Raw genomic sequence first — 21,590 nt, 5'->3', positions numbered from 1 at the left:
TGTCCTCCGGTGCCATCCGCCCGATCGCGGCCGGTCCCGGGTGCCCGTCGTGCCGCGCTAGCCGGGGCTCCCGGAACCGCCCGTTCCCGGTACGGCGATCGCGGTGACGAGCAGGCCGTCGGCCACCAGCCAGCGACCCGTGAAGCCGGTCACCTCCCGGCCGTCGACCCGGGGGCCGGGCACCAGCAGGCGGGCGGTGAACGTGCCGTCCGGCGAGAAGGACAGCCGCGCCTCCTCGAACCCCAGCCAGCGCCTGGCCAGCGGGAACCACGCCTTGTAGACGCTCTCCTTGGCGCTGAACAGCAACCTGTCCCAGTGCACGCCGCCACCGAGGCCGGCCAGCTCGGCCCGCTCCTCGTCCAGCGAGATCGAGGGCAGGATGCCCTCGGGGAGGGGTTCGTGGGGCTCGGCGTCGATGCCGACGGTCAGCGCCTCCAGGGAGACGGCCGCGGCACGGTAACCGGCGCAGTGGGTCATGGTGCCCGCGACCCCGTCCGGCCAGCCGGGGGCGCCGCGCTCACCGGGCAGGATCGGTGCCGGCGGCACCCCGAGGCGTGCCAGTGCCTGGCGGGCGCAGTGGCGCGCGGTGGCGAACTCGCGCCGCCGCTTCTCCACCGCGCGGGCGATGACCGCCTCCTCCTCGGGGAACAGCACGACGTCCGGCGGGTCCTCGAACGCCTCCGCGCTCACCACCCACGGCGGCAGGATCTTCTCGATCATGCGACGGGCTGCGGGCTGGGCAGGATGTGCCGCAGCCTGCCGGGCGGGGTGGAGCGGGGACGCCATTCACGTGGGTAGCCCAAGGAGACCTCCTCGAAGCGGACACCGTCGTACCAGGTGGTGCGGGGGATGTGCAGGTGGCCGTAGACCATCGTGTGGACGTCGAAGCGCAGGTGCCAGTCGGCGGTGCGCTCGGTGCCGCACCAGATCGCGAACTCGGGGTGGTACAGCACCAGCGTGGGGTCGCGGACCAGCGGGTAGTGGTTGACCAGCACCGTCGGCACGCCGGGCGTCCTGGCCTCCAGGCGCCGCTCGGTCTCGGCGACCCTGGCCTCGCACCACGCGTCGCGGGTCGGGTAGGGGTCGGGGTGCAGCAGCATCTCGTCGGTGCAGACCACGCCCTTGTCGTAGGCGATGGCCAGCGCCTCCTCCTTGGTCGCCACCCCGGGCATGCGGAAGGTGTAGTCGTACAGCACGAACAGCGGGGCGACGGTGACCGGGCCCTCGGGGCCGGTCCAGGTGAGGTACGGGTCCTCGGGCGTCGTCACCCCCAGGTTGCGGCACAGCTCGACCAGGTGCCGGTAGCGTTCCTCGCCGCGGAGCTGGACCGGGTCGCTGGGATGGGTCCACAGCTCGTGGTTGCCGGGCGCCCACACCACCTTCTCGAACCGCTCGGCGAGCAGGCCGAGGGCCCACTCGACGTCGGAGACCTTCTCGGACACGTCGCCGGCGACCAGCAGCCAGTCGGAGGCGGAGACGGGCCGCAGCTCCTCGACGATGCGGCGGTTCTCCTGGTAGCCGATGTGCAGGTCGCTTATGGCCAGCAGTGACGTCATGCCCCGCCCGCCCCGCCCGCCCCGCGCGTTCCCTCGTCCACGAGCACCGTCGCCTCCGTCCAGCGCGCTTCCCCGACTTCCCCGGGCCGGTCACGGATCAGCGATCCACCGGCAAAGGAACCCTCTCATGGCCGCCCCCCGGCGGCACACCCCGCCCCACCCCGCCCCGCCGCGCAACCACCCGTGGAACCGGTCGCGGCACGACCCCCGGAACCGTCCACGGAACCACCCGCGGGACCATCCGGGAGACGGCCCGCGAGGCGACCCATACCGGTCGGCGTACGAGTGCACGATACCCGTGCGCCCGCCGGGCGGAGCGGCGATTCTGGACCCATGACCACAGCACGGACGACCGTCCCCCACCCCCCGCCCCCCTGCCACATCGCGCCTCCCGACCTGCTGGAGGCGGTGGCCGGGCAGGGCGACCCCTCCGAGCGCCGGGCCGCGCTCAGGACCCTGGCCACGTCGGAGAGGGCCCGGGCGCAGCGCGCCTCGGTCGCCGGCGTGCTGCGCCAGCTCGGCCTCACCATCTCCGACGTGGCGCCCGCCCCCGGCATGGTGCGCACCGTCTACGACGTGGAGAACGGCGGGGACTTCGACCTTCCCGGCCGCAGGCGCCGCGGGGAGGGCGACCCGCCCTCGGGGGACGCGGCGGTCGACGACGCCTACGACGGCGCGGGCGTCACCTACGACTTCTACCGGACGGTCCTGGGCCGCGACGGCATCGACGGGCGGGGGCTGGAGATCGTCTCGTCCGTCCACTACGGGACCGACTACGACAACGCCGCCTGGACCGGCTTCCAGATGATCTACGGTGACGGCAGCGGGCAGATCTTCACCAGGGGGTCGCTCACCAGGGCCGTCGACATCGTCGCCCACGAGCTGACCCACGGCATCACCCAGTTCACCGCGCACCTGCTCTACAGCAAGCAGTCCGGGGCGCTCAACGAGTCCTTCTCCGACGTGTTCGGCTCCCTCGTCAAGCAGTACGGCCGGGGCCAGACCGCCGATCAGGCCGACTGGCTGATCGGTGACGGCATCCTGGGCAGCGCCCTGCGCGGGACGGCCCTGCGGTCGATGAAGGCGCCAGGGACCGCCTGGTCCACCTCCGGCGGGGGACGCGACCGCCAGCCCGCGCACATGCGCGACTACGTGGACCTGCCCGACGACGGCGACCCCGCCAACGACCACGGCGGCGTGCACATCAACTCGGGCATCCCCAACCACGCCTTCTACCTGGCCGCCACCGCCATCGGCGGGCACGCCTGGGAGCGCGCCGGCCGGATCTGGTACGTCACGCTCACCGAACGGCTGCGCTCGCGCTCGGACTTCCCCGAGGCGGCGCAGGCGACGGTGGAGGTCGCCGGGGAGCTGTTCGGCGAGGGCGGGGACGAGCAGGCGAAGGTGCGCGACGCGTGGCGGAAGGTCGGGGTCCTCTGACCGGGAACGGCTCCCCGCCCCCGGCCGCACCGGCCCGGGGCCGTCTAGGATCGGGCCCATGAAGGTCTCGATCGTCCGTGGCGGCGGCATCGCCGGTCTCGTCACGGTCGTCACGGCCGACTCCGCGTCCCTGTCGCGGCCGGAGGCCGCCGAGCTGCGCGCCCGGGTGGAGCGGGCCGGGCTGACCGGCGAGCCGCCCCCGCCGCCCCCGGTCACCGCCCGCCCGGACCGCTTCGACTACGAGCTGACCGTCGAGGACGAGGGCGGCGTGCACACGGTGCGCGCGAGCGAGGGCACCCTGTCGGCGCCGCTGCGCGCGCTCATCTCGTACGTGACCTCGCTCCCGGGCCGGCAGCAGCGGATCGGCCCGCCCGGCTGACCCCGGCCGCCGTCACCCTTTCGCGTCCCTTCTCCGCGTCCCTCGCCCGCCCGCCCCGCCGCGCGTCCCTCACCACGTGATACTCCGTACCGTCACCGGTTCCGGCGGGAACGTTCCGGTGAACCGGGCCGCCGGCGACCGGTGCGCGGCCCACCCCGCGCGGGCGACCCCGGATCCCCTCCTTTATTACACCTTGGCGGCGATTGTTGTTATGCCTGGATAATTGGCGCGTTTGAAATCAGATTGACCAGGAGCACTTCGGATATACGGAGGTATATGTGAAACGCTTCATCATCACCGCGGCCGTCGCCACCCTCGCGGCGACCGCGCTGGTGCCACCGGCGCAGGCTCGGCAGGCCGTCGCCGAACAGGGCGCGGAGACCGAGTACGTGGTCCTGTACACCGAGGGCGCGAACCCCGCGGACGCCCAGCAGGCCATCAAGGCGGCCGGCGGAAGCATCGTCAAGGAGAACACCGCGGTCGGCCTGGCCACCGTCACCACGACGAACACCGGCTTCGCCGAGGCGATGCGCGGTGCGGCCTCGATCGAGGGCACCGCCCACAACCGCTCCATCGGCAGCGTGCCCACCGCCAGGAAGGGTGTCGCGACCCGGACGGCCGGCGAGGCCAAGGCCGTGGAGAAGGACGGTCGCGGCGCGCCCGCCTCGACCTCCGCCACCGCCTCCACGTCCGCCTCCACCTCCGGCAAGCCCGCTCCCGCCGCCGAGCCCCTGGCCGACCTGCAGTGGGACATGAAGCAGATCCGCGCGACCGCAGAGGGCTCCTACCGTTACCAGCAGGGTGACCGCGGCGTCCTGGTCGGCATCATCGACACCGGCGTGGACGGGTCCCACCCCGACATCGCGCCGAACTTCAACAGCAGGCTGAGCCGCAACTTCACCGTCGACGTCCCCGTGGACGCGAACGGCGCCGAGGTCGACGGCCCCTGCGAGGCCGAGGCCGACCGTTCCTGCAACGACCCGGCGGACGTCGACGAGAACGACCACGGCACGCACGTGGCGTCGTCGATCGCCTCGCCCATCAACGGGCTGGGCATCGCGGGCGTGGCCCCGAAGGTCTCGATCGTGAACCTGCGGGGAGGCCAGGACTCCGGCCTGTTCTTCCTGCAGCCCAGCGTCGACGCGCTGACCTACGCCGGCGACGTCGGCATCGACGTGGTCAACATGAGCTACTACATCGATCCGTGGCTGTTCAACTGCGTCGACAACCCGGCCGACTCCCCGGCCGACCGCGCCGAGCAGGCCACCATCATCAAGGCCACCCAGCGGGCGCTGAACTACGCGCACGCCAAGGGAGTGACCCTGGTGGCCGCCGCGGGCAACGCCGCCAGCGACTACACCAAGGAGCTCGTCGACTCCTCCAGCCCGGACTTCGCCAGCGTGCCCGGCGAGCTCCCCTACGACCGCACGATCCCCCCGAGTTGCGTCTCCATGCCGGCCGAGGGCAAGCACGTCGTCTCGGTCTCCTCGACCGGCATCAGCAAGCGCAAGGCGTACTACTCCAACTACGGCAACGGCTACGTCGACGTCTCCGCCCCGGGCGGCGACGTCTACGACAGGCCGGACAACACCCGTGACGTGACCAGGGGCACCCTGTCGGCCTACCCCAGGGCCCTGGCCGAGGAGCGCGGCGAGCTCAACGCCGACGGCACGCCCAACGTCGCCCACGTGGTCCGGAGCTGCCGCGGTGACGTCTGCGCCTACTACCAGTACCTGCAGGGCACCTCGATGGCCTCGCCGCGCGCCGCGGGTGTGGCCGCGCTGATCGTCAGCAGGTTCGGCCTGCCCGACCGGGCGCACGGCGGCAAGAAGCTCGCGCCCGCCGTGGTGGAGACGGTCCTGAAGGCCACCGCGACCAGGACGGCCTGCCCGACCCCGCCCGCCTACACCTACACCAGGCACCTGCTGGACGGCACCACGAGCGTCACCACGCACACCTGTGAGGGAGGCCTGCTGCGCAACGGCTTCTACGGTCACGGGATCGTCGACGCCCTGAGGGCGGTCCGCTGACCTGACCCCGGCGCTCCGCGCCCGTCACGACGGCCGTCCGGCCACCCGGTCATCACCGGTGTGGCCGGACGGCCGTTCGCGTTCCCGCCCGCGTCCGGGCCGGTCCCGGTGCCCGGCACGAGCGGACGTGCCGCGATCGCCGGACCGGCCGGGTGCGGGGGCCGCCATGACATCGCCGCCGGCGAACGGCTCATCCGCCCCCGCAACGGGCCCCTGCCGGGGCAGAATGGCCTCATGACCACGGTCGTTCACCTTGAGACCTTCGTCGACCTCGACGAGCGGCACGACGACCCGCGCCGGGTGTCGGTGTCGGCGACGCTCTCGGCCGTCCTCGACGACGGCCGCCGGATCACGCTGCTCGACGACCGGGGGTGGGGCAGCACCGGGCTGTGGGAGACGACCACGGCCGGCGAGATCGAGGCCACCGCCCTGACCGTCGTCGGCCCGGACGAGCCGGCCGAGGGCGGGACCCGCGAGGAGGCGGCGGCGGCGTACTGGACGCACCTGGCCGCCGCTCTGCGGGAGCGCGGCGTGGCGGTGGGCCCGGACACGCTGGGGTCGCTCCCGCACGCCGTCGTGCTCGCCGACCGCCTGCGCGGCCGTATGACCACGGGCTGACCGGCAGCGCGGCCGTCCCCCCGGAAAGGCCCGGGGCGGAGAGCCGCCTCAGGTCACGTCGCGCGCCGACGTCCCGAAGAAGTCACCCGTCTCGAAGAAGTCGCCGTCGACGCCCCAGGTCAGGATCCGCCGAGGTCGGATCAGGATCCACGCGGTGTCGAAGGGGAACGGCGCGCCGAGCCGTCCGCCCACCTGCTCCCCACCCCCACCCCCACCCCCACCTCCGCCCTCGCCCCCGGCTCGGGCGCCTCGCGCCCGGCGCCCGCGGACGGCCTTCGCGTCCCGCCCTCACGCCCGGTCCCGGCGCGGCCGATCCGCATGGTTTCGCAGCATCTTTACGCCTTCTTGCGCGATGAGTTGATTTACCCGCAGCCCGCCCCGGGGATGGGTCGCCCGACGCCGTCGGCCACGGGTCGCGAGCCTGCCGCCGGAAGACGCATCCGAACGCGGTCCCGCTTGCGAATTCCTCTATCGACGCAAAGGAGTGATGCCCATGGCCGCCGTCACCCGCGAGACCGACCGGCTCCGTGAGCGGATGGACGACCATCTCGACCGGCTTCTCGAACGTGAGGCGGCCAAGCTCGCCTTTCTCGGCGACGACCTGGACGTGATACGCGACGTGCTGCTCGGCTTCGTCCGCGCGGGCGGGAAGCGGCTGCGGCCCTCGTTCGTGTACTGGGGCCACCGGGCCGCGGGCGGTTCCCCCGACGACGAGGCGGTGCTCGCCGCGGGCTGCGCGGTGGAGCTGATGCACGCCTGCGCCCTCATCCTGGACGACGTCATGGACGAGGCCGCCACGCGGCGCGGGCGGACCACGGCGCACCTGGTGCTCGCCGGTCACCACCGCTCCCGCGACTGGCTGGGCGACCCGGGACGGTTCGGGGAGTCCACCGCCACCCTGTTCGGCGTGCTCGCCTACACCTGGGCCGACGCGGCCCTGCTGGGCTGCGGGGACGAGCTCCCGGCCGCCCTGGAGGTGTTCAACCGGCTCCGCAGCGAGGTCGTGGGCGGCCAGTACCTCGACCTGGTCCACGCCGCCCGGCGGGGCGGGGACGTGGAGGAGGCCGGGCGCATCTCCACCTACAAGTCCGGCAAGTACACCGTCGAGCGTCCCCTGCACCTGGGCCACGCCGTCGCGGGCGGGCATCCCCGGCTGCGCGCGGTGCTCAGCGCGTACGCGCTCCCGCTGGGGGAGGCCTTCCAGCTCCGCGACGACGTGCTCGGCGTGTTCGGCGACCCGGCCACCACCGGCAAGCCCGTCGGCGCCGACCTGCTGCAGGGCAAGCACACCTGGCTGACCGCGGTGGCGCGCGAACGGGCCGGGGAGTACGGCGCGGTCCTGCTGGACGACGTCGCCGACGACGAGGGGGTGGAGGCCGCGCGTGCACTGATCGTGGCCACCGGCGCGCTGGAGGCCGCCGAGGAGCGCATCACCGACCTGGTCACCCGGGCGGTGGCGGCCTTGGACGCGGGCGGCGTCCCGGCCGAGGCCGTGGACGGGCTGGCCGACCTCGCCGACCTGGCCACCAGGAGGAGCGCGTGAGCCCCGTCGTGGTGATCGGCGCCGGTCTCGGCGGCCTGGCCGCGGCGGTCCGGCTGGCCGCGGCCGGCCGCGACGTCACGATCGTGGAGGCGGCCCAGGTGCCGGGCGGCTGCTGCGGCACCGCCACCCTGGGCGAGTACCGCTTCGACACCGGCCCGTCGGTGCTGACCATGCCGGACGTGCTGGCCGACGTCTTCGCCGCCGCGGGCGAGGACATGGAGAGTCTGCTGCCGCTGCGGCGGCTGGACCCCTACTACCGGCTGCGCTACCACGACGGCTCGCACCTGGACGTGGTCGAGGGCGAGGACGCCATGGCCGAGCAGGTGCGCGCGCTGAGCGGCGCCGCCGAGGCCGACCGCTACCGGCGCCTGCGCGCCCGGCTGGGGGAGCTGTTCGAGGCCGAGTGGCCGGCGTTCATCGACCACGACATGACCCGGCTGCGCGACCTGGCCCGGCCGCGGGTGCTGGCCCGGCTGGCCGCCCTGGGCGGCTTCCGCAGCATGGACGCCCTGGTCAAGAGCCATGTCACCGACGAACGGCTGGTCAAGGCGCACACCTTCCAGGCCCTGTACGTGGGCCTGCCGCCCCGTCGCGCGCTCGGCATCTACGCGGTCATCGCCCACATGGACACCGTCGGAGGCGTCTTCTTCCCGCGCGACGGCGGCATGCACGCCATCCCGCGCGCCCTGGCGGCACTGGCCGAGAAGGCGGGAGCCCAGATCCGGTACGGGGTGCGTGCCCTGAAGATCGAGACCGGGGCCTCGGGCGTCACCGGTGTCCGGCTGGACACCGGGGAGCGCCTGGCGGCCGGGAACGTGGTGGTCGCCTGCGACCTGCCCCGCGCCCACACCGGGCTGCTGCCGAAGGGGGCGGGCGACTGGCGGCTGCGCCGTCCCCGTTACTCGCCGTCCTGCCTGGTCCTGCACTTCGGCCTGGACCGGAAACTGGCCGGCCAGGCCCACCACACCCTGCACTTCGGCGCCCAGTGGGACGCCACCTTCGACGCGCTGCGCGCCGGACGGCCGCAGCCCGACCCCAACCTGCTGGTCACCTACCCCGAGTCCGACACCGGTGCCGCGCCGAACGGCCAGGCCACCCTCACCGTGCTGGAGCCGACCGCCAACCTGCGCGGCGAGGCCGACTGGGACGACCTGAGCCCGCGGCTGCAGGACCGGCTGCTGGGCAGGCTCGCCGACCTCGGCTACGGCGACCTGTCCTCGGCGCCGAGGCTCACCGTCGACCCACCGGCCTGGGCTCGGCTCGGCCACTCGGCCGGCACCCCGTTCGCCCTGGACCACCGCTTCAGCCAGACGGCCTGGTTCCGGCCGGCGGGCGCGGCCCGGCGCGTCCCCGGCCTGCACTTCGCCGGAATGTACACCGCACCGGGGGTGGGGGTGCCCCCGGTCCTCATCTCCGGCCGGCTGGCCGCGCAACGCGTACTGGAGACCCCCCGATGACCCTGACCGCGAGTTACGAGTTCTGCCGCAGACTGAACGCCCGGCACGGCCGCTCCTACTACCTGGCCACCCTGCTGCTGCCGGCCTGGAAACGCCCGCACGTGCACGCCCTGTACGGCTTCGCCCGCTACGCCGACGAGATCGTGGACTCGTTCACGATGACCGGCGACCGGGCGCGGGCACTGGAGGACCTGACCGTCCGGGTGTCCGGCGCGCTGGCGGGCGGCGCCCCCGCGGACGCCGCCGCCGGGGACCCGGTGATCCCGGCGTTCACCCAGACCGTCCGCTCGTTCGGCATCGACCACGGCGACGTCACGGCGTTCCTGCGCTCGATGCGGGCCGACCTGACCGTCACCCGCTACTCCACCTACGACGACCTGCTGGAGTACATGGAGGGCTCGGCCGCGGTGATCGGCACGATGATGCTGCCCGTCCTCGAACCGCTGCCCGGCCTGGCCGGGAAGGCGCGGGAACCCGCCCGCCAGCTCGGGCTCGCCTTCCAGCTGACGAACTTCCTGCGCGACGTCGCCGAGGACCTGGAACGCGGCCGGGTCTACCTGCCCGTGGAGGACCTGGACAAGTTCGGCGTCGAACCGGCCGACCTGGGACGCGACGCCCCCACCCCGGCCCTGCGCGAGCTGCTGGCCTTCGAGACCCGCCGGGCCAGGGAGCACTACGCGCGGGCCGAGGAGGGCATCGACATGCTCACCCCCTCCTCCCGGCCGTGCCTGCGCGCCGCCGTCGCGCTGTACGGCGGCATCCTCGACCGGATCGAGGCCGCCCGCTACGACGTCCTCGGCGGCAGGGCCGCGGTGCCCAGGCGGCGCAGAGCCGCGATCTTCGTACGGCACCTGCTGGCCGCCTCCGCGGCCGACCGCGCCGAGCGCCGCGTGACCGTCGAGGTCCCGTGAGCCGGTCGGACGGGACGGTCGCCGTGTCGTCGCGACCTGTGGTCGTCGACGCCATGGGCGGAGACCACGGACCGGTCGAGACGGTCGCCGGAGCGGTGACGGCCCGGCGCGAGCTGGGAGTCCCGGTGGTGCTGGTGGGCCGCGGCGAGAGCGTCCGCGTGGAGCTGGCCCGGCACGGCGCCACCGGGGAGATCGACGTGGTGCACGCCGAGGACGTCGTCCCGATGACCGAGCGCGGCGCCGGGGCGGTCTCCTCCACCACGACCAGCCTGACCGTCGGCTGCGACCTGGTGCGGCAGGGCAGGGCGTCGGCGTTCGTGTCGGCGGGCTCCACCGGCGCGGTCGTCTCGTGCGCCATCCGCGGCATCGGACGCGCCCCGGGCGTGCTGCGGCCCGCCCTGGCCGTCGCGCTGCCCTCGGTCACCGGCGGCGCGACCGTGCTGGTCGACGCGGGGGCGACCTCCGACCCCACCCCGGAGATGATCGCCCAGTTCGCGACGCTCGGCGCCTCCTACGCCCGGCTGGTGCTCGGCGTCGCCGACCCCTCGGTCGGCCTGCTGTCGATCGGCTCGGAACCGGGCAAGGGCAACCGGCTGACCCGTAGGGCCGGTGAGCTGCTCCCCGCGCTGCCGCTCCGCTTCCACGGCAACGTGGAGGGCCACGACGTGCTCGCGGGCACCGTCGACGTGATCGTCACCGACGGCTTCACCGGCAACGTGGTGCTCAAGAACGTCGAGGGCTCCATGCGGGCCGCGCTGACGCTGATGGCGCGCTCCGGTGGCGCCGGCGCCGAGGAGATGCGGGCGGTGGCCCTCCGCTACGACCCCGAGACCCACGGCGGGGCCGCGCTGCTCGGCCTGGCCGGGACCGTGGTCGTCGCGCACGGCTCCTCGCGGGCGGCGACGATCGCCCGCGCCTGCGCGGTGGCGCACGACCTCTCCGACGGCGGGGCCGCCGAGCGGTCCGGGGACCTGTCCGGCGCGGAACCCGTCCGTTGAACGGGTCCCGTTGAGCCGCGCACCGGTCCCCTCAGGCCAGCGGGTCGGCGCCGTCCCAGGTGCCCTCGCTGGCGTACGGCGCGAACCGGGCGAACAGCTCCTCGGAGTACCAGCCCTCCGTGCGCGTCCGGCCGATCACCTGGCGGTGCGCGCGTCCCCGGTGGGCGAAGCCGCGCATCGCGTCCTCGTCGCGCCAGAGCGAGAACGTGCCCTGCCGGGCCAGCGGCCACTCGCCGACGCCGACCGAGGCCAGGCAGCCGTCCTGCTCGGCCAGGAGCCGGTCCACCCCGGGGACCGAACGGTAGAACGGCACCAGCCGGGAGGGCCGGATCGACGCCCGGGTCAGCACCGCCACCGGTCCGCCCGTGCCGCCCGCCCGGTCCGTGCCGCCCGCCCGGCCTGTGTCGCTCGTGCCGGTCGTCCCGCTCAGGCCTGCCGTCCCGGCGGGACCGGAGGATCCTGCGGGGGCTGGGGATCCTACGGGGGCGGGGGGCCGCCCGGCGCCCGATGGCGGGCCGAACGGTTCCACCCCGTTCCACCTGCCGCGCGAGGCCAGCGGGACCATCCGCACCTGCCAGGACTCCCGGGCCTCGCGCCGCCAGCGGGCCGGTATCGGGGAGACGTCCAGGAAACGGTCGAGGTCGGCCTCCTCGCGCCAGACCGCGAGCAGCGCCCAGCGCCGCAGGTCCGCCCCCAGGCTGGTCGACGCCCCACGGCCGGAGCCCAGCATCCGCCAGAACAGCAGTCCCGGCGTCCGTGCCAGCACCGGACGGTCGAACGCCATATAGGGCATCCCCCCTAAATCCGGATATCTCGTCAGGTGGAAGGAAACGATGGTTCCCCTGCTCGTCTCGGTCATCGGCGGCTACCTTCTCGGGTCCGTGCCGGTCGCCGTGGTGGTCGCCCGCGCGTACGGGTTCGATCCTCGCGAGGTCGGCGACCGCAACCCCGGCTTCTGGAACGTCAGGGAGCGACTCGGCTGGCGGGCCGCCGTCCCGGTCTTCGCCGGGGACATGCTCAAGGGCACGCTCGCCGGGGCGCTCGCCCTGGGGGTCACCGCCACGCCCCCGGCGTGGACCGGCGGTGTGGACGCCGGTGCCGTGCCGGAGGTGTACCTTGCGGTGGCCGCCGCCATGGCCGGGCACGCCTGGCCGGTCTTCGCCGCCTTCAGGGGAGGCCGGTCGGTCCTCACCTTCGCGGGAGGCTTCGCCGTCATCTGCCCGCCCGCCTTCCTGCTCGGCGTCGCCGCGCTGATCGTGGTGGCGGCGGTGACGCGCTCCTTCGCGATCGGGGCGCGCGTCGGCGTGTTCGGCCTCCCGCTGCTGCAGGCGCTCTTCGCGCCGATCGCGCAGGTGGCCGGGACCGGCCTGCTGATGTGCCTCATCGGCCTGCGTTTCGGCCAGGCCGCGAAGGCCACTCGTTCGTCGTGACGCGGCCCCGGGAGGTGCCCGTCCCGGCCGTGGCGGACCGGGGACCCCCGGTGACGCGGCCCGGCTCCGCACCCGCCGTTCCCGCGGAGCCCGCAGAACCCGCGTCGGTCACCGCGCCCACAGCGGTTCCACCGGCCCCGCCGGACGGGGTCTCCGTACGGGCGCGGCCCGGCCGGACGTCCGTCGTGCTCGCGGGGTAGGTGCGGCCCCGCCAGTGGCGTACCGGCCGCAGCGTGGCCTGGGTCAGCCGCAGGGCCGCCACCGGGTCCAGCAGCGGCGACAGCAGCACCCCGGGCCCCGGCCGGGTGTAGCTGCCGCGCAGCGCGCCGGCCAGCAGGAACCGTACCGTCAGAAGGCCCAGGTCGAGCCGGGTGGGGCGGCCGGTCACCAGCCGCAGCACCGGCAGCGCCTGGGCCAGCCACACCACCCCCAGGTCGGCGGCCTGCCAGCCGGGCCCGGTGACGTCGCGCAGCGACAGCGACCGTCCCCACTCCCGCCACACCCCGCCGGCCGAGTCGTGCATGTCGACCTCCAGCAGGCCCCCGCCGTCCAGGAACCCCACGGCCCACCCGCCCGCCGCCAGGATCCTGGCCAGCGCCACGTCGTCGGCCATGTTGCCGCGGACGCGTGCGAACCCGTCCGCGTCGAGCATCGCCGTGCGGCGGAAGGCCAGGCACTGGCCGTTGGCCACCGCGCGGTGCGGCGCGGGCGGCGCCGACGGCCCGATCGGGCCGAACCGGTAGACCAGCGTCGTCAGGAACGAGGCGTGCAGCGCCTGCTCGGCCACGCCCTCGCAGACGAACCGGGGGCCCACGCTCACCAGGTCGTACTCCTCCAGCGCCGCCGCGAGCGCGCCGAACAGCCCCGGCGAGGGACGGGCGTCGGCGTCCAGGGTCACCACGACCTCGTTCCCGGCCGCCTCGATGCCCTGCTGCACCGCCCACTGCTTGCCGATCCAGCCCTCGGGCGGCGGCGTACCGGCCACGACCCGCGCTCCCAGACCGGCGGCCAGGCGGGCGGTGCCGTCGCGGGACTCGTCGTCGACCACGATCACCTCGGTGACGGCCGGATCGGCGAGCGCGGCCGACAGGCACGGCCCCAGCCGGGCCTCCTCGTCACGCGCGGGGATCACCACCGAGACGCGTGCCGTCGCCGTCGGCGCGGGGGTGCGCGGGGCGGCCAGCGGGGGCAGCCGCCGCCGTCCCCGGGCCAGCCGCGCCGCCACCGCCACCGCGGCCGCCGCCTGCAGGACGTTCAGGATTCCCATCGCCGTACCTCCACGCCGAGTCGTCCGTGCGCCGGATCTCATGCCCGCCCCCGGGCCGGGGAGCCGGTGGAGCCCGCGGTCCTCGTGGGGAAGTCCGCCCCGACCAGGGAGGACACGATCTTCGCGCCCATCGCCACCAGCGGCAGCCCGCCGCCCGGGTGCACCGAGCCGCCCACCAGGTACAGGCCGCGCCGGGGGCCCCGGTTGCCGGGACGGCGGAACGGGGCCAGCGGCCCCGAGTAGGCGCCGCCGTAGATGGAGCCGCCCCACGCGCCGTAGCGGTCGCGCAGGTCGGCGGGGGTGAACAGGTCCACGAACCGCAGCCGCCCCGACAGGTCGTACCCCCGGCCGGCCAGCCGCTCCAGCACCAGGTCCCGGTACGACTCCGGCGACATCGGCCACCGTCCCGGATCCCGGGACGGGACGTTGACCAGCATGACCCAGTTCTCCGTGCCCGGCGGCGCCTGCGACGGGTCGTCCACCACCGAGCAGCCGATGTAGACGGTCGGGTCCTCCGGAGGCCTGCGCCGCCGGAAGATGTCGCCGAACTCCCGCCGGTAGTCGGCGGAGAAGACCACCGAGTGGTGACCCAGCCCCTCGGTCCTGCCCTCCACCCCGGCCAGCAGCAGGAACGCCGACGAGGAGGTGCCGAGCCCGGCGACGCGCCGCAGCAGCCGCCGGTCCGGCAGCAGCCTCCCGTACAGCGCCGCCGCGTCGGTGTTGGCGACCACGATGTCGGCCCGCTCGGACTCCCCGGAGGCCAGGCGCACGCCGGTGACCCGGTCGCCGTCGGCGAGCACCCGCTCCACCGCGGTGCCCAGCACGACCTCCACGCCCGCCTTCTCCAGCATCAGCGCCAGGGCGTCGGCGATGCGCGGCAGCCCGCCGGGGACGTACCAGCCGCCCTCGCCGTGCTCGATCGCCGGCACGCAGCCCAGCGCGGCCGGGGCGCGGTACGGGTCGGAGCCCGCGTAGGTCGCGTAACGGCCGACGTACTGGCGCAGGCGCGGGTCGGTGAAGAAGCGCCGGGCCAGGCCGTCGAGCGTGCGGCCGGGGGCCACCGCCAGCAGGTCCGCCAGGCGGGCCTCGGCGGGCGGCGAGGTCAGCGGCCCGGTGAAGAACGTGCGCCGCGACGCCTCGTAGCAGTTCCGCGCCCAGTCGTGGAAGGCCAGCCAGGAGCGGCCCTGACCGGGGGCGAGCCGGTCGACCTCGGCGGCCATCCGGGCCGGGTCGCGGTGGGCCGCCAGCGTCGAGCCGTCGGCGAAGCGGTAGTGGCACAGCTCGTCGAGCTCCACCAGGTCCAGCTCCAGCCCGAGGCCGGTGAAGATCTCGGGAAGGGTCAGCAGGGAGGGGCCGAGGGAGAAGGTGAAGCCGTCCCTGGTGTGCTCGGCGAGCTTGCCGCCCAGCCGGGGAAGCTGTTCGTACAAGCGCACCCGGTGTCCCTGCCCGGCCAGCAGCAGGGCGGAGACCATGCCCCCCACGCCGCCGCCTATCACGATCACGTCCGGCATCGGTGCCTCCTGGAGAGCAGGGCGAGCGTTGCGAACAATCCCATCGAGACCCCTCCGGCGGCGGCGACCAGCGGGTCCGGCGGGTCGAAGACCGCCGCGAACCCCACCGTCTCCATGACCGCCATCACCGTGTAGATCGAGACCAGCCCCCCGCTCCACGCCGCGGGCCGGGCCACGACGCGCTCCACCGCGACCATGACCAGCAGCGAGACGAGGATCCAGCCCGCGAAGTTGCTGAGCGGGACACCCCGGTAGAGGCCGGGCTCGTGCCAGACCCACAGGCCCAGCCGGATCATCTGCGGGTCCAGGAACAGGTCCCAGGCGGTCAGCGCCAGCGCTCCCAGTACGACGCGCGCCGCCCGGCTCGCCGGTGCCACCGCGGCGGCCACCGCGTGCGCGGCCAGTCCCATGCCGCCCCAGGCCAGCGCCACGATCACCGGCACCCCGCCGAGCTGCGGGCGCAGCACACCGGTGTAGTGGTAGCCGCCGAACGGCACGCCCGTCCTGATCCCCACCCACTCGGCCGCGTACCCGGTCACGACCACGGCGGCGAACGCCGGTGCGGCCCTGGCGGCGCCGTGGGTCACCGAGGCGAAGGCCAGCGCGCTCCCCGCCAGCAGCAGGACCACCACGCCGGTCAGCGCGATCGGCCTCGGCTGCAGACCCGAGGCGACCTGCGCGGCGACCATCGCGACCAGCAGCGCCACACCCAGCGCGCCCGCCGCGCGCCTGGCGCGCGCCGTCCCCGGTCCGTTCGGTGGTGGCCGTTCCCGCAGCGCGCCGAGCCCCTGCCGTCCGCCGTTCACCTGTTGGCTCTGCCCCATGAACGGTCATTCGAGCGGCTGGGCGCGGTCAGATTCACTTTGAGGTCCCGATCTCGCTCCGGCTCCCCGATCCCCCGGGCCGGCCGGTGCCGGGTGGCGGTGCCGGGTGGCGGGCAGGTGGCCGCGGACAGTGCCGGAAGAGGGCCGGAAGGGTGTCGGAAGGGGGCCGGGACGGTGCCGGGGTGGTGGCGGGCGGCGACCGGGGATGTGATTGGCTGTGCGACCGTGGACGTCGCCGAGGTGCTGTGGCTGCTGGGAGCCGGGACGCTCGCCGGGGTGGTCGGCACCGTGGTGAGCTTGGCCTCGATCGTCTCCTACCCGGCGCTGCTCGCGCTCGGCCTGCCGCCGCTGGCCGCCAACGTGACGAACACGGTGGCGCTGACCTTCCACGGCGTGGGCGCGGCCCTCGGCTCGCGGCCCGAGCTGGCCGGGCAGGGCTCGAGGGTCGTGCGGCTGGGCGGGATGACCCTGCTCGGCGGGGCGGCCGGGGCCGCGCTGCTGCTGGCGACGCCCTCCACCCTGTTCGAGGCGATCGCGCCGTGGCTCATCGCGGCCGCCTCCCTGCTGCTGGTCCTCCCGCCGAAGGTGGGGCGCGGGCTCGGCGGCGAGGACGGGTGGGGGGCACGCGCCGCGATGTTCGCCGTCGCGCTCTACATCGGCTACTTCGGGGCTGCGGGCGGGATCCTCATGTTCGCGGTGCTCTCGGCCGTGCTCGACCAGACGCCGGTCAGGGTCAACGCCCTCAAGTCCGTCGTGTCCTCGCTGGCGAACGCCGTGGCGATGATCGGCTTCGCCCTCTTCGGGCCGGTGCAGTGGGCGGCGGTGGTCCCGCTCGCGGCGGGGTTCTTCCTGGGCGGCCTGCTCGGCCCGCCGATCGCCCGCCGCCTGCCCGGCCGCGCGCTCCAGCTCGGCACCGCCGCCTGCGGGCTGGCCGTCGCGGTCAAGCTCGGCCTCGACGCGTACGCCTAGAAGGCCGATGAAGCCGTGCGGGTTGCCGCAGTGGTCCGGCCGGAACCTGGACGCCTGGTCGGCTGCGCGGTGAGGTGCCGCCTGGGCGAGCCGCCGTGCCGGGCGGGTCAGGTGGGCGTCCCCTCCCGGGTGACCCAGGTGGCGATCTGGATGCGGGAGGTGAATCCCAGCTTGGTCAGGATGTGCTGGACGTGCGTCTCCGCCGTACGCGACGAGATGACGAGCCTCCTGGCGATCTCGGGGTTGCTCAGTCCCTGCGCGACGAGGTCCGCGATCTCTCGCTCGCGAGGGGTGAGGCAGGCCGCGAAGTCGTCGGCGGTCCCGCCCGCCGGGGGTGTGGCGCCTGTCTCCGTCATCTCGAACACCGCCTGGTCGGGCAGGCGTTCGCCCTCGGCGGCGTACGCCTCCAGACGGCCGGTGCCGAGGGCGGTCTCCAGGTGGAGCACGCACCGGTCCTGGTAGGGGGCGAGGTGGGCGTGGTGAGGGAGCGGGGCGCCGATCTCGCTCCAGATGCGGCGCGTCGCTCCGAGGAGCATGGCCGCGAAGCGGGCGTCCCTGGCCTGGGCGCTCATCCAGGCGATGGCCTGGACGGCGAGGGACCCGCCGAGCCGGTCGCCGTGGGAGCGGGCGGTGCGGACCGCCTCCCGTTCGTGTTCGACGGCGAGGGCCGTGTCGCCCGTCTCCCAGGTGACGATGCCGAGGATCCACAGGGGATAGGTCATGACCCAGGTCGCGCCCAGTGTCCGGCAGCGTGCCAGGCATTCCGAGGCGACGGCGCGGGCGCGGGAGTGGTCGCCGAGGGCGAAGGCGGCTTGGGCCAGTCGCAGCAGGGCCAGGGCGCTGCTGACGGCGTCGTCCCGTTCCCGGTAGCCGGTGAGGGCGGTGTCGACGAGTTCGAGGGTGCGTTCGAAGTCGCCGCGGAACAGGGCGACCAGGCCCCACATGTCGGTGACGTGGTGGGAGATCCCGGTGTCGCCGAGCCGCCTGCCGAGGAGTTCGCACTCGGTGAGCAGGGCGGTGACCTGGTCGAAGTCGCCTTGGAGTGCGGCCAGCCAGGCGTTCGCCCACAGGGCGTTGGCCCGCGCGGTCGTCGCCCGGTTCTCCGCGGGCGCCCCGGTGCTCGTCGTCACCCCGTTCCCCGCAGGCGTCCCGTTCTCCGCGGCCGTCGCGTTCTCCGCGGGCGCCCCGGTGCTCACGGTCGCCGTGCTCTCCGCGTCGAGCAGGCGGTCGAACCAGCGCCGCCCCTCGGTGAGCAGGTTCAGCGCGCGCCAGTGCAGCCACAGGGCGGCGGCCATGCGCAGGCCGGTCTCGGCCTCCCCGGGGGTGGTGAGGCAGAAGTCCAGGGCGACGCGGAGGTTCGCCTGTTCCCGGTGGGTGCGGCCGTGCGGGCCCGCGCGCAGCGCCCGCGTGTGTCCCGTCTCTCCGCTCTCGACCAGGCGCAGGTAGTGGTCGCGGTGCCGGCGTCGTACGGCGACGGTCGTCCCGGCGTCGGCGGCCAGCCGTTCGGCGCCGTACTGGCGGATGGTCTCCAGGAGGCGGTAGCGCACGCGCGCGTCGTGTTCCTCGCGGACGAGGATCGACTTCTCCACGAGGGCGGCCAGCGTGTCGAGGATCCTGTCCCGGGGGAGGTCGGGGCAGGAGCAGACCTCCTCGGCGGCTTCCAGCTCGAAGCCGCCGGAGAAGACCGACAGCCTGGCCCACAGCCGCCGCTCGTCGGGGGAGCAGAGGTCGTGGCTCCAGTCGATGAGCCCGCGAAGGGTCCTCTGCCGGGGCCGGGCGGCGGTGTCGCCCTGGTTGAGGAGCTGGTAGCGCCGGTCCAGGCGCTGGAGGATCTGGCGTACGGACAGCGCGCGCAGCCGTACGGCGGCCAGTTCGATGGCGAGGGGGAGGCCGTCGAGCTGGGTGCAGAGGGCGGCGACGTCGCGGGCGTTGTCGGGGGTGAGGCGGAAGTCGGGCAGGACGGCGGTCGCCCGGTCCAGGAACAGCCTCACCGCGTCGTGGTCGTGGAGGTCGCCGGGTCCGGTCACGGTCGCCGGGTCGGGTGCGCGCAGGGGCGGCAGTACCAGGGAGTGCTCGCCGGACAGTCCCAGGGGCTGGCGGCTGGTGCTCAGGACGTGCAGGCGGGGGCAGGCTCGCAGCAGGTCGCCGACGAGCCGCGCGCACGCGTCGCGGAGGTGCTCGCAGTTGTCGAGGACGAGGAGCAGGCGCCGGTGGTTCAGCGCGGCGGCCAGGACGGCCGTGGGTTCGCGTGCCGACTCGTCGGCGACGCCGAGGGTGGCCATGATCGTGTGGGGGACGAGGGCCGGGTCCCGCAGGGTCGACAGGTCGGTGACCCAGACGCCGGCGTCGAAGCCGGGGGCGAGTTCCCTGGCGACGTGCAGGGCCAGGCGTGTCTTCCCGATGCCGCCGGTGCCGGTCACGGTCACCAGCCGGGCGGTGGAGAGCAGGTCCCCGATGCGGGCGGCCGAGCGGTGCCTGCCGACGAACGTGGTGATCTCGGCGGGGAGGACGGTGCCGGTCTGGGGTGCGGCCGTTCTCGGCATGGTGATCGCCCCGGGGCAGGTGAAATGTCGGAAATTTCTGGTTAACGGTAGGTCCCCCGGGGGGCTCGGGTCAAAGCCGGACCGGGTGCCCCCGTCGTCCTACGTAGGGGAGACCGCCTGCGCGTACGTAGGCGGGATACGTGGGTTCCCGGAGGTGGGCGGGGCGGGAGGGTGCATACGGTGGCGCCACCGCACCGGAACGATTGATCGGTCGTGAAGCGTCATGACAGCTGATTTCCCCCCTCGGACGGATCCCGTCCCGCCGGTCCTGGAGAAGGACGTCCTGCGGAAGGTCGCCCGGCGTCTGCTCCCCTTCATCGGGTTGTGTTACATCGTCCTGTACCTGGACCGCCTGAACATCGGCGTGGCCGCGCTGACCATGAACGCCGAGCTGGGCATCTCGGCGACGGTCTTCGGGTTCGCCGCCGGCGTGTACTTCTGGAGCTACACCCTCTTCGAGGTGCCGAGCAACCTCATCCTGACCCGGCTCGGGGCGCGGCGCTGGATCGCCCGCATCATGATCACCTGGGGTCTGGTGACGATGGCGACCGCCGCGGTCCAGGGCACCACGAGCCTGATCGTGATGCGGGTGCTGCTGGGGTTCGCCGAGGCCGGGTTCTCGCCGGGCATGCTGTACTTCCTGACCTGCTGGTTCCCCAAGCGGGCGCGGGGGCGGGGCATGGCCGTCATCGTCGCGTTCATCGCGATCTCCGGGTTGTGCTCGCCGATCTCGGCGGAGCTGCTGTCGCTGGACGGGGTGGCGGGGTTGTCGGGGTGGCGGTGGATGTTCATCGTCACCGGGATCCCGGCCGTGGTGCTGGGCCTGGTGTGCCTGAGAGTGCTGCCGGACCGCCCCGAGGACGTCACCTGGCTCAGCGCCGGTGAGCGGACCTGGTTGCGGGAGCGGCTGGACGCCGAGCGCGCGGCCGACGGCCCGGAGGGGTCGCACTCGGCACTGCGCGGGCTGGCCAGCGTGCGGACCCTGGTGCTCAGCATGGTCTTCATCACCGTGACGTTCGCCCTGAACGGTTACGGGTTCTGGATGCCGCAGATCCTGAAGACCTTCCAGCTCAGCAACACGCAGGTCGGCTGGCTGGGCGCGCTGCCGCCGCTGCTGGCGATCGCGCCCGTGGTGCTGTGGACGCGGCATTCGGACCGGACCGGTGAGCGGCTGTGGCATTTCGTCGTGCCGTGCGCGGTGGGTGCCGCCGGATTCCTCTTCGCGGCCGTCACGCTGGACCGGCCCGTGCCGGCGATGGTGGGCTTCTGCGTGGCCGCCGTCGGCATCTACACCGCGCTGGCGAGCTTCTTCCTGCTTCCCATGTCGATCCTGCACGGTACGGCGGCGGCCGCCGGGCTGGCGTTGATCAACGGTCTGGGCAACCTCGGCGGGTACTTCGGCCCGCAGGCCGTCGGCCTGATCAAGGACGCGACCGGTGGTTTCGGGTGGGCGGTGGCCGCCTTCGGGATCGCGCTCCTGCTGGGCTGCGCCGTGGCGACGTCGCTGGCCCGGGACGGCCGGCTGCGCGGGCGGCCGCGGGCTCCGGGGGAGACACCCGGCGACCGGGCCGCGGACGAACTCGACGGCACCCGCACCGCCTTCGACGGCGGACGTACCCGGTGGGCCGGGCGGGGCGCGCGGTCGCTCCGGACGGGGGAGACGCGATGAAGAAGATCATCATCGAGGTGCGGCCCAACGAGAACACGATGCGCCACGAGAACCCGAACGTGCCGTGGACGCCGCGGGAGATTGCCCAGGACGCGGCCGAGTGCCGTGAGGCGGGCGCGGCGCTGATCCACGTCCACGGCCGTACCCCGTCCGGCGCGCCGGACTCCCGGCCGGAGACCCACGCCGAGATCGTCGCCGGCATCCGGGAGCGGTGCGACCTGCTCGTGGCGCCACCCCTGCCCGGCGCGGCCGGCGCGTCCCCGGACGAGCGGCCGGCGGGCGCCGGCGGCGCGGCGGGGGACCCGCGGACCCGGCCGGACTTCCTGGTGGTGGACATGGGGTGCGCCAACATGGACCTTTACGACCCGGTGAGCAGGTCGTACGCGAGCGACGGGCGGTCGCTGGCCAACGACGTCACGACGATCGGGCGACTGCTGGGGGACGG

19 protein-coding genes and 1 pseudogene are annotated in these 21,590 nt (G+C 74.2%); 12 read left to right on the top strand and 8 right to left on the bottom strand.

Translation table 11 applies throughout. The features are described 5' to 3' along the window. Positions 1–57: 57 nt before the first annotated feature. Together ABD832_RS03020 and ABD832_RS03015 are read right to left on the bottom strand one after the other, a co-directional pair. Positions 58–720, bottom strand: coding sequence for a 4'-phosphopantetheinyl transferase family protein (locus ABD832_RS03020; protein ID WP_344887900.1), 663 nt, complete (start codon positions 718–720; stop codon positions 58–60). Next, the gene (locus ABD832_RS03015; RefSeq protein WP_344887897.1) at positions 717–1,556 is read right to left on the bottom strand and encodes a metallophosphoesterase family protein; all 840 of its coding nucleotides are present in this window, start codon (positions 1,554–1,556) and stop codon (positions 717–719) included. Before ABD832_RS03015 ends, ABD832_RS03020 begins: the two co-directional genes overlap by 4 nt. A gap of 333 nt (positions 1,557–1,889) precedes the next feature. Here ABD832_RS03015 and ABD832_RS03010 point away from each other — a divergent pair, with 333 nt between their 5' ends. The 4 genes from ABD832_RS03010 to ABD832_RS02995 all read left to right on the top strand — a co-directional run bounded on the left by ABD832_RS03010 (position 1,890) and on the right by ABD832_RS02995 (position 6,023). Beyond that, a complete protein-coding gene (locus ABD832_RS03010) occupies positions 1,890–2,996 on the top strand; it encodes a M4 family metallopeptidase (protein WP_344887894.1) in 1,107 nt (368 codons plus the stop codon). A 58-nt stretch (positions 2,997–3,054) separates the two neighbouring features. After that, positions 3,055–3,375 carry a protealysin inhibitor emfourin gene (locus ABD832_RS03005; RefSeq protein WP_344887891.1) on the top strand — a complete coding sequence of 107 codons (321 nt, stop codon included), beginning with the start codon at positions 3,055–3,057 and terminating at the stop codon, positions 3,373–3,375. 278 nt (positions 3,376–3,653) lie between these two features. Continuing rightward, positions 3,654–5,405, top strand: a complete 1,752-nt coding sequence (locus ABD832_RS03000) for a S8 family serine peptidase (protein ID WP_344887888.1) — start codon at positions 3,654–3,656, stop codon at positions 5,403–5,405. Between the two features lie 234 nt (positions 5,406–5,639). Continuing rightward, positions 5,640–6,023 carry a hypothetical protein gene (locus ABD832_RS02995; protein ID WP_344887885.1) on the top strand — a complete coding sequence of 128 codons (384 nt, stop codon included), beginning with the start codon at positions 5,640–5,642 and terminating at the stop codon, positions 6,021–6,023. A gap of 48 nt (positions 6,024–6,071) precedes the next feature. Here ABD832_RS02995 and ABD832_RS02990 read toward each other — a convergent pair whose 3' ends face one another. Beyond that, positions 6,072–6,215, bottom strand: a complete 144-nt coding sequence (locus ABD832_RS02990; protein WP_344887882.1) for a hypothetical protein — start codon at positions 6,213–6,215, stop codon at positions 6,072–6,074. Positions 6,216–6,516: 301 nt separating this feature from the next. On the opposite strand from ABD832_RS02990, the gene ABD832_RS02985 reads away from it, so the two are divergent. The 4 genes from ABD832_RS02985 to plsX are packed head-to-tail and all read left to right on the top strand — an operon-like array spanning position 6,517 to position 10,932. After that, positions 6,517–7,566, top strand: a complete 1,050-nt coding sequence (locus ABD832_RS02985) for a polyprenyl synthetase family protein (RefSeq protein WP_344887879.1) — start codon at positions 6,517–6,519, stop codon at positions 7,564–7,566. Further along, the gene (gene crtI / locus ABD832_RS02980) at positions 7,563–9,023 is read left to right on the top strand and encodes a phytoene desaturase family protein (RefSeq protein ID WP_344887876.1); all 1,461 of its coding nucleotides are present in this window, start codon (positions 7,563–7,565) and stop codon (positions 9,021–9,023) included. The genes ABD832_RS02985 and crtI overlap by 4 nt, the downstream gene beginning before the upstream one ends. Continuing rightward, entirely contained in the window at positions 9,020–9,934 is a 915-nt protein-coding gene (locus tag ABD832_RS02975; RefSeq protein ID WP_344887873.1) for a phytoene/squalene synthase family protein, read from the top strand. Before crtI ends, ABD832_RS02975 begins: the two co-directional genes overlap by 4 nt. Positions 9,935–9,957: 23 nt before the next feature. Further along, positions 9,958–10,932 carry a phosphate acyltransferase PlsX gene (gene plsX, locus ABD832_RS02970; RefSeq protein WP_344887870.1) on the top strand — a complete coding sequence of 325 codons (975 nt, stop codon included), beginning with the start codon at positions 9,958–9,960 and terminating at the stop codon, positions 10,930–10,932. Between the two features lie 31 nt (positions 10,933–10,963). Here the strand turns inward: plsX and ABD832_RS02965 are convergent, their stop codons facing one another. Further along, positions 10,964–11,716 carry a spheroidene monooxygenase gene (locus ABD832_RS02965; protein WP_344887867.1) on the bottom strand — a complete coding sequence of 251 codons (753 nt, stop codon included), beginning with the start codon at positions 11,714–11,716 and terminating at the stop codon, positions 10,964–10,966. Between the two features lie 49 nt (positions 11,717–11,765). On the opposite strand from ABD832_RS02965, the gene ABD832_RS02960 reads away from it, so the two are divergent. Continuing rightward, positions 11,766–12,362: a glycerol-3-phosphate acyltransferase gene (locus ABD832_RS02960; RefSeq protein ID WP_344887864.1), complete on the top strand. Its 597-nt coding sequence runs from the start codon at positions 11,766–11,768 to the stop codon at positions 12,360–12,362. On the opposite strand, the gene ABD832_RS02955 is transcribed toward ABD832_RS02960, so the two are convergent. The 3 genes from ABD832_RS02955 to ABD832_RS02945 are packed head-to-tail and all read right to left on the bottom strand — an operon-like array spanning position 12,313 to position 15,964. Next, the gene (locus ABD832_RS02955) at positions 12,313–13,629 is read right to left on the bottom strand and encodes a glycosyltransferase family 2 protein (RefSeq protein ID WP_344887861.1); all 1,317 of its coding nucleotides are present in this window, start codon (positions 13,627–13,629) and stop codon (positions 12,313–12,315) included. The two genes, ABD832_RS02960 and ABD832_RS02955, sit on opposite strands and share 50 nt — an antisense overlap. A 38-nt stretch (positions 13,630–13,667) precedes the next feature. Continuing rightward, positions 13,668–15,140, bottom strand: coding sequence for a phytoene desaturase family protein (locus ABD832_RS02950; RefSeq protein ID WP_344887858.1), 1,473 nt, complete (start codon positions 15,138–15,140; stop codon positions 13,668–13,670). Continuing rightward, positions 15,128–15,964: a carotenoid biosynthesis protein gene (locus ABD832_RS02945; RefSeq protein WP_344887854.1), complete on the bottom strand. Its 837-nt coding sequence runs from the start codon at positions 15,962–15,964 to the stop codon at positions 15,128–15,130. The genes ABD832_RS02950 and ABD832_RS02945 overlap by 13 nt, the downstream gene beginning before the upstream one ends. A 225-nt stretch (positions 15,965–16,189) precedes the next feature. On the opposite strand from ABD832_RS02945, the gene ABD832_RS02940 reads away from it, so the two are divergent. After that, a complete protein-coding gene (locus tag ABD832_RS02940) occupies positions 16,190–16,933 on the top strand; it encodes a sulfite exporter TauE/SafE family protein (RefSeq protein WP_344887851.1) in 744 nt (247 codons plus the stop codon). Positions 16,934–17,040: 107 nt separating this feature from the next. On the opposite strand, the gene ABD832_RS02935 is transcribed toward ABD832_RS02940, so the two are convergent. Then, positions 17,041–19,476 carry a LuxR C-terminal-related transcriptional regulator gene (locus ABD832_RS02935; protein ID WP_344887849.1) on the bottom strand — a complete coding sequence of 812 codons (2,436 nt, stop codon included), beginning with the start codon at positions 19,474–19,476 and terminating at the stop codon, positions 17,041–17,043. 223 nt (positions 19,477–19,699) lie between these two features. Between ABD832_RS02935 and ABD832_RS02930 the strand changes: the two genes are divergently transcribed. Next, positions 19,700–21,145, top strand: coding sequence for an MFS transporter (locus ABD832_RS02930; protein WP_344887846.1), 1,446 nt, complete (start codon positions 19,700–19,702; stop codon positions 21,143–21,145). Then, a pseudogene (locus tag ABD832_RS42025) lies at positions 21,142–21,543 on the top strand (3-keto-5-aminohexanoate cleavage protein); the annotation flags it as partial. The gene ABD832_RS02930 and the pseudogene ABD832_RS42025, both read left to right, overlap by 4 nt. Positions 21,544–21,590: the final 47 nt, after the last annotated feature.

Source organism: Streptosporangium longisporum (assembly GCF_039534895.1).
Classification (GTDB): Bacteria; Actinomycetota; Actinomycetes; order Streptosporangiales; family Streptosporangiaceae; genus Streptosporangium; species Streptosporangium longisporum.
This window is presented reverse-complemented; position numbering and strand designations above follow the sequence as displayed.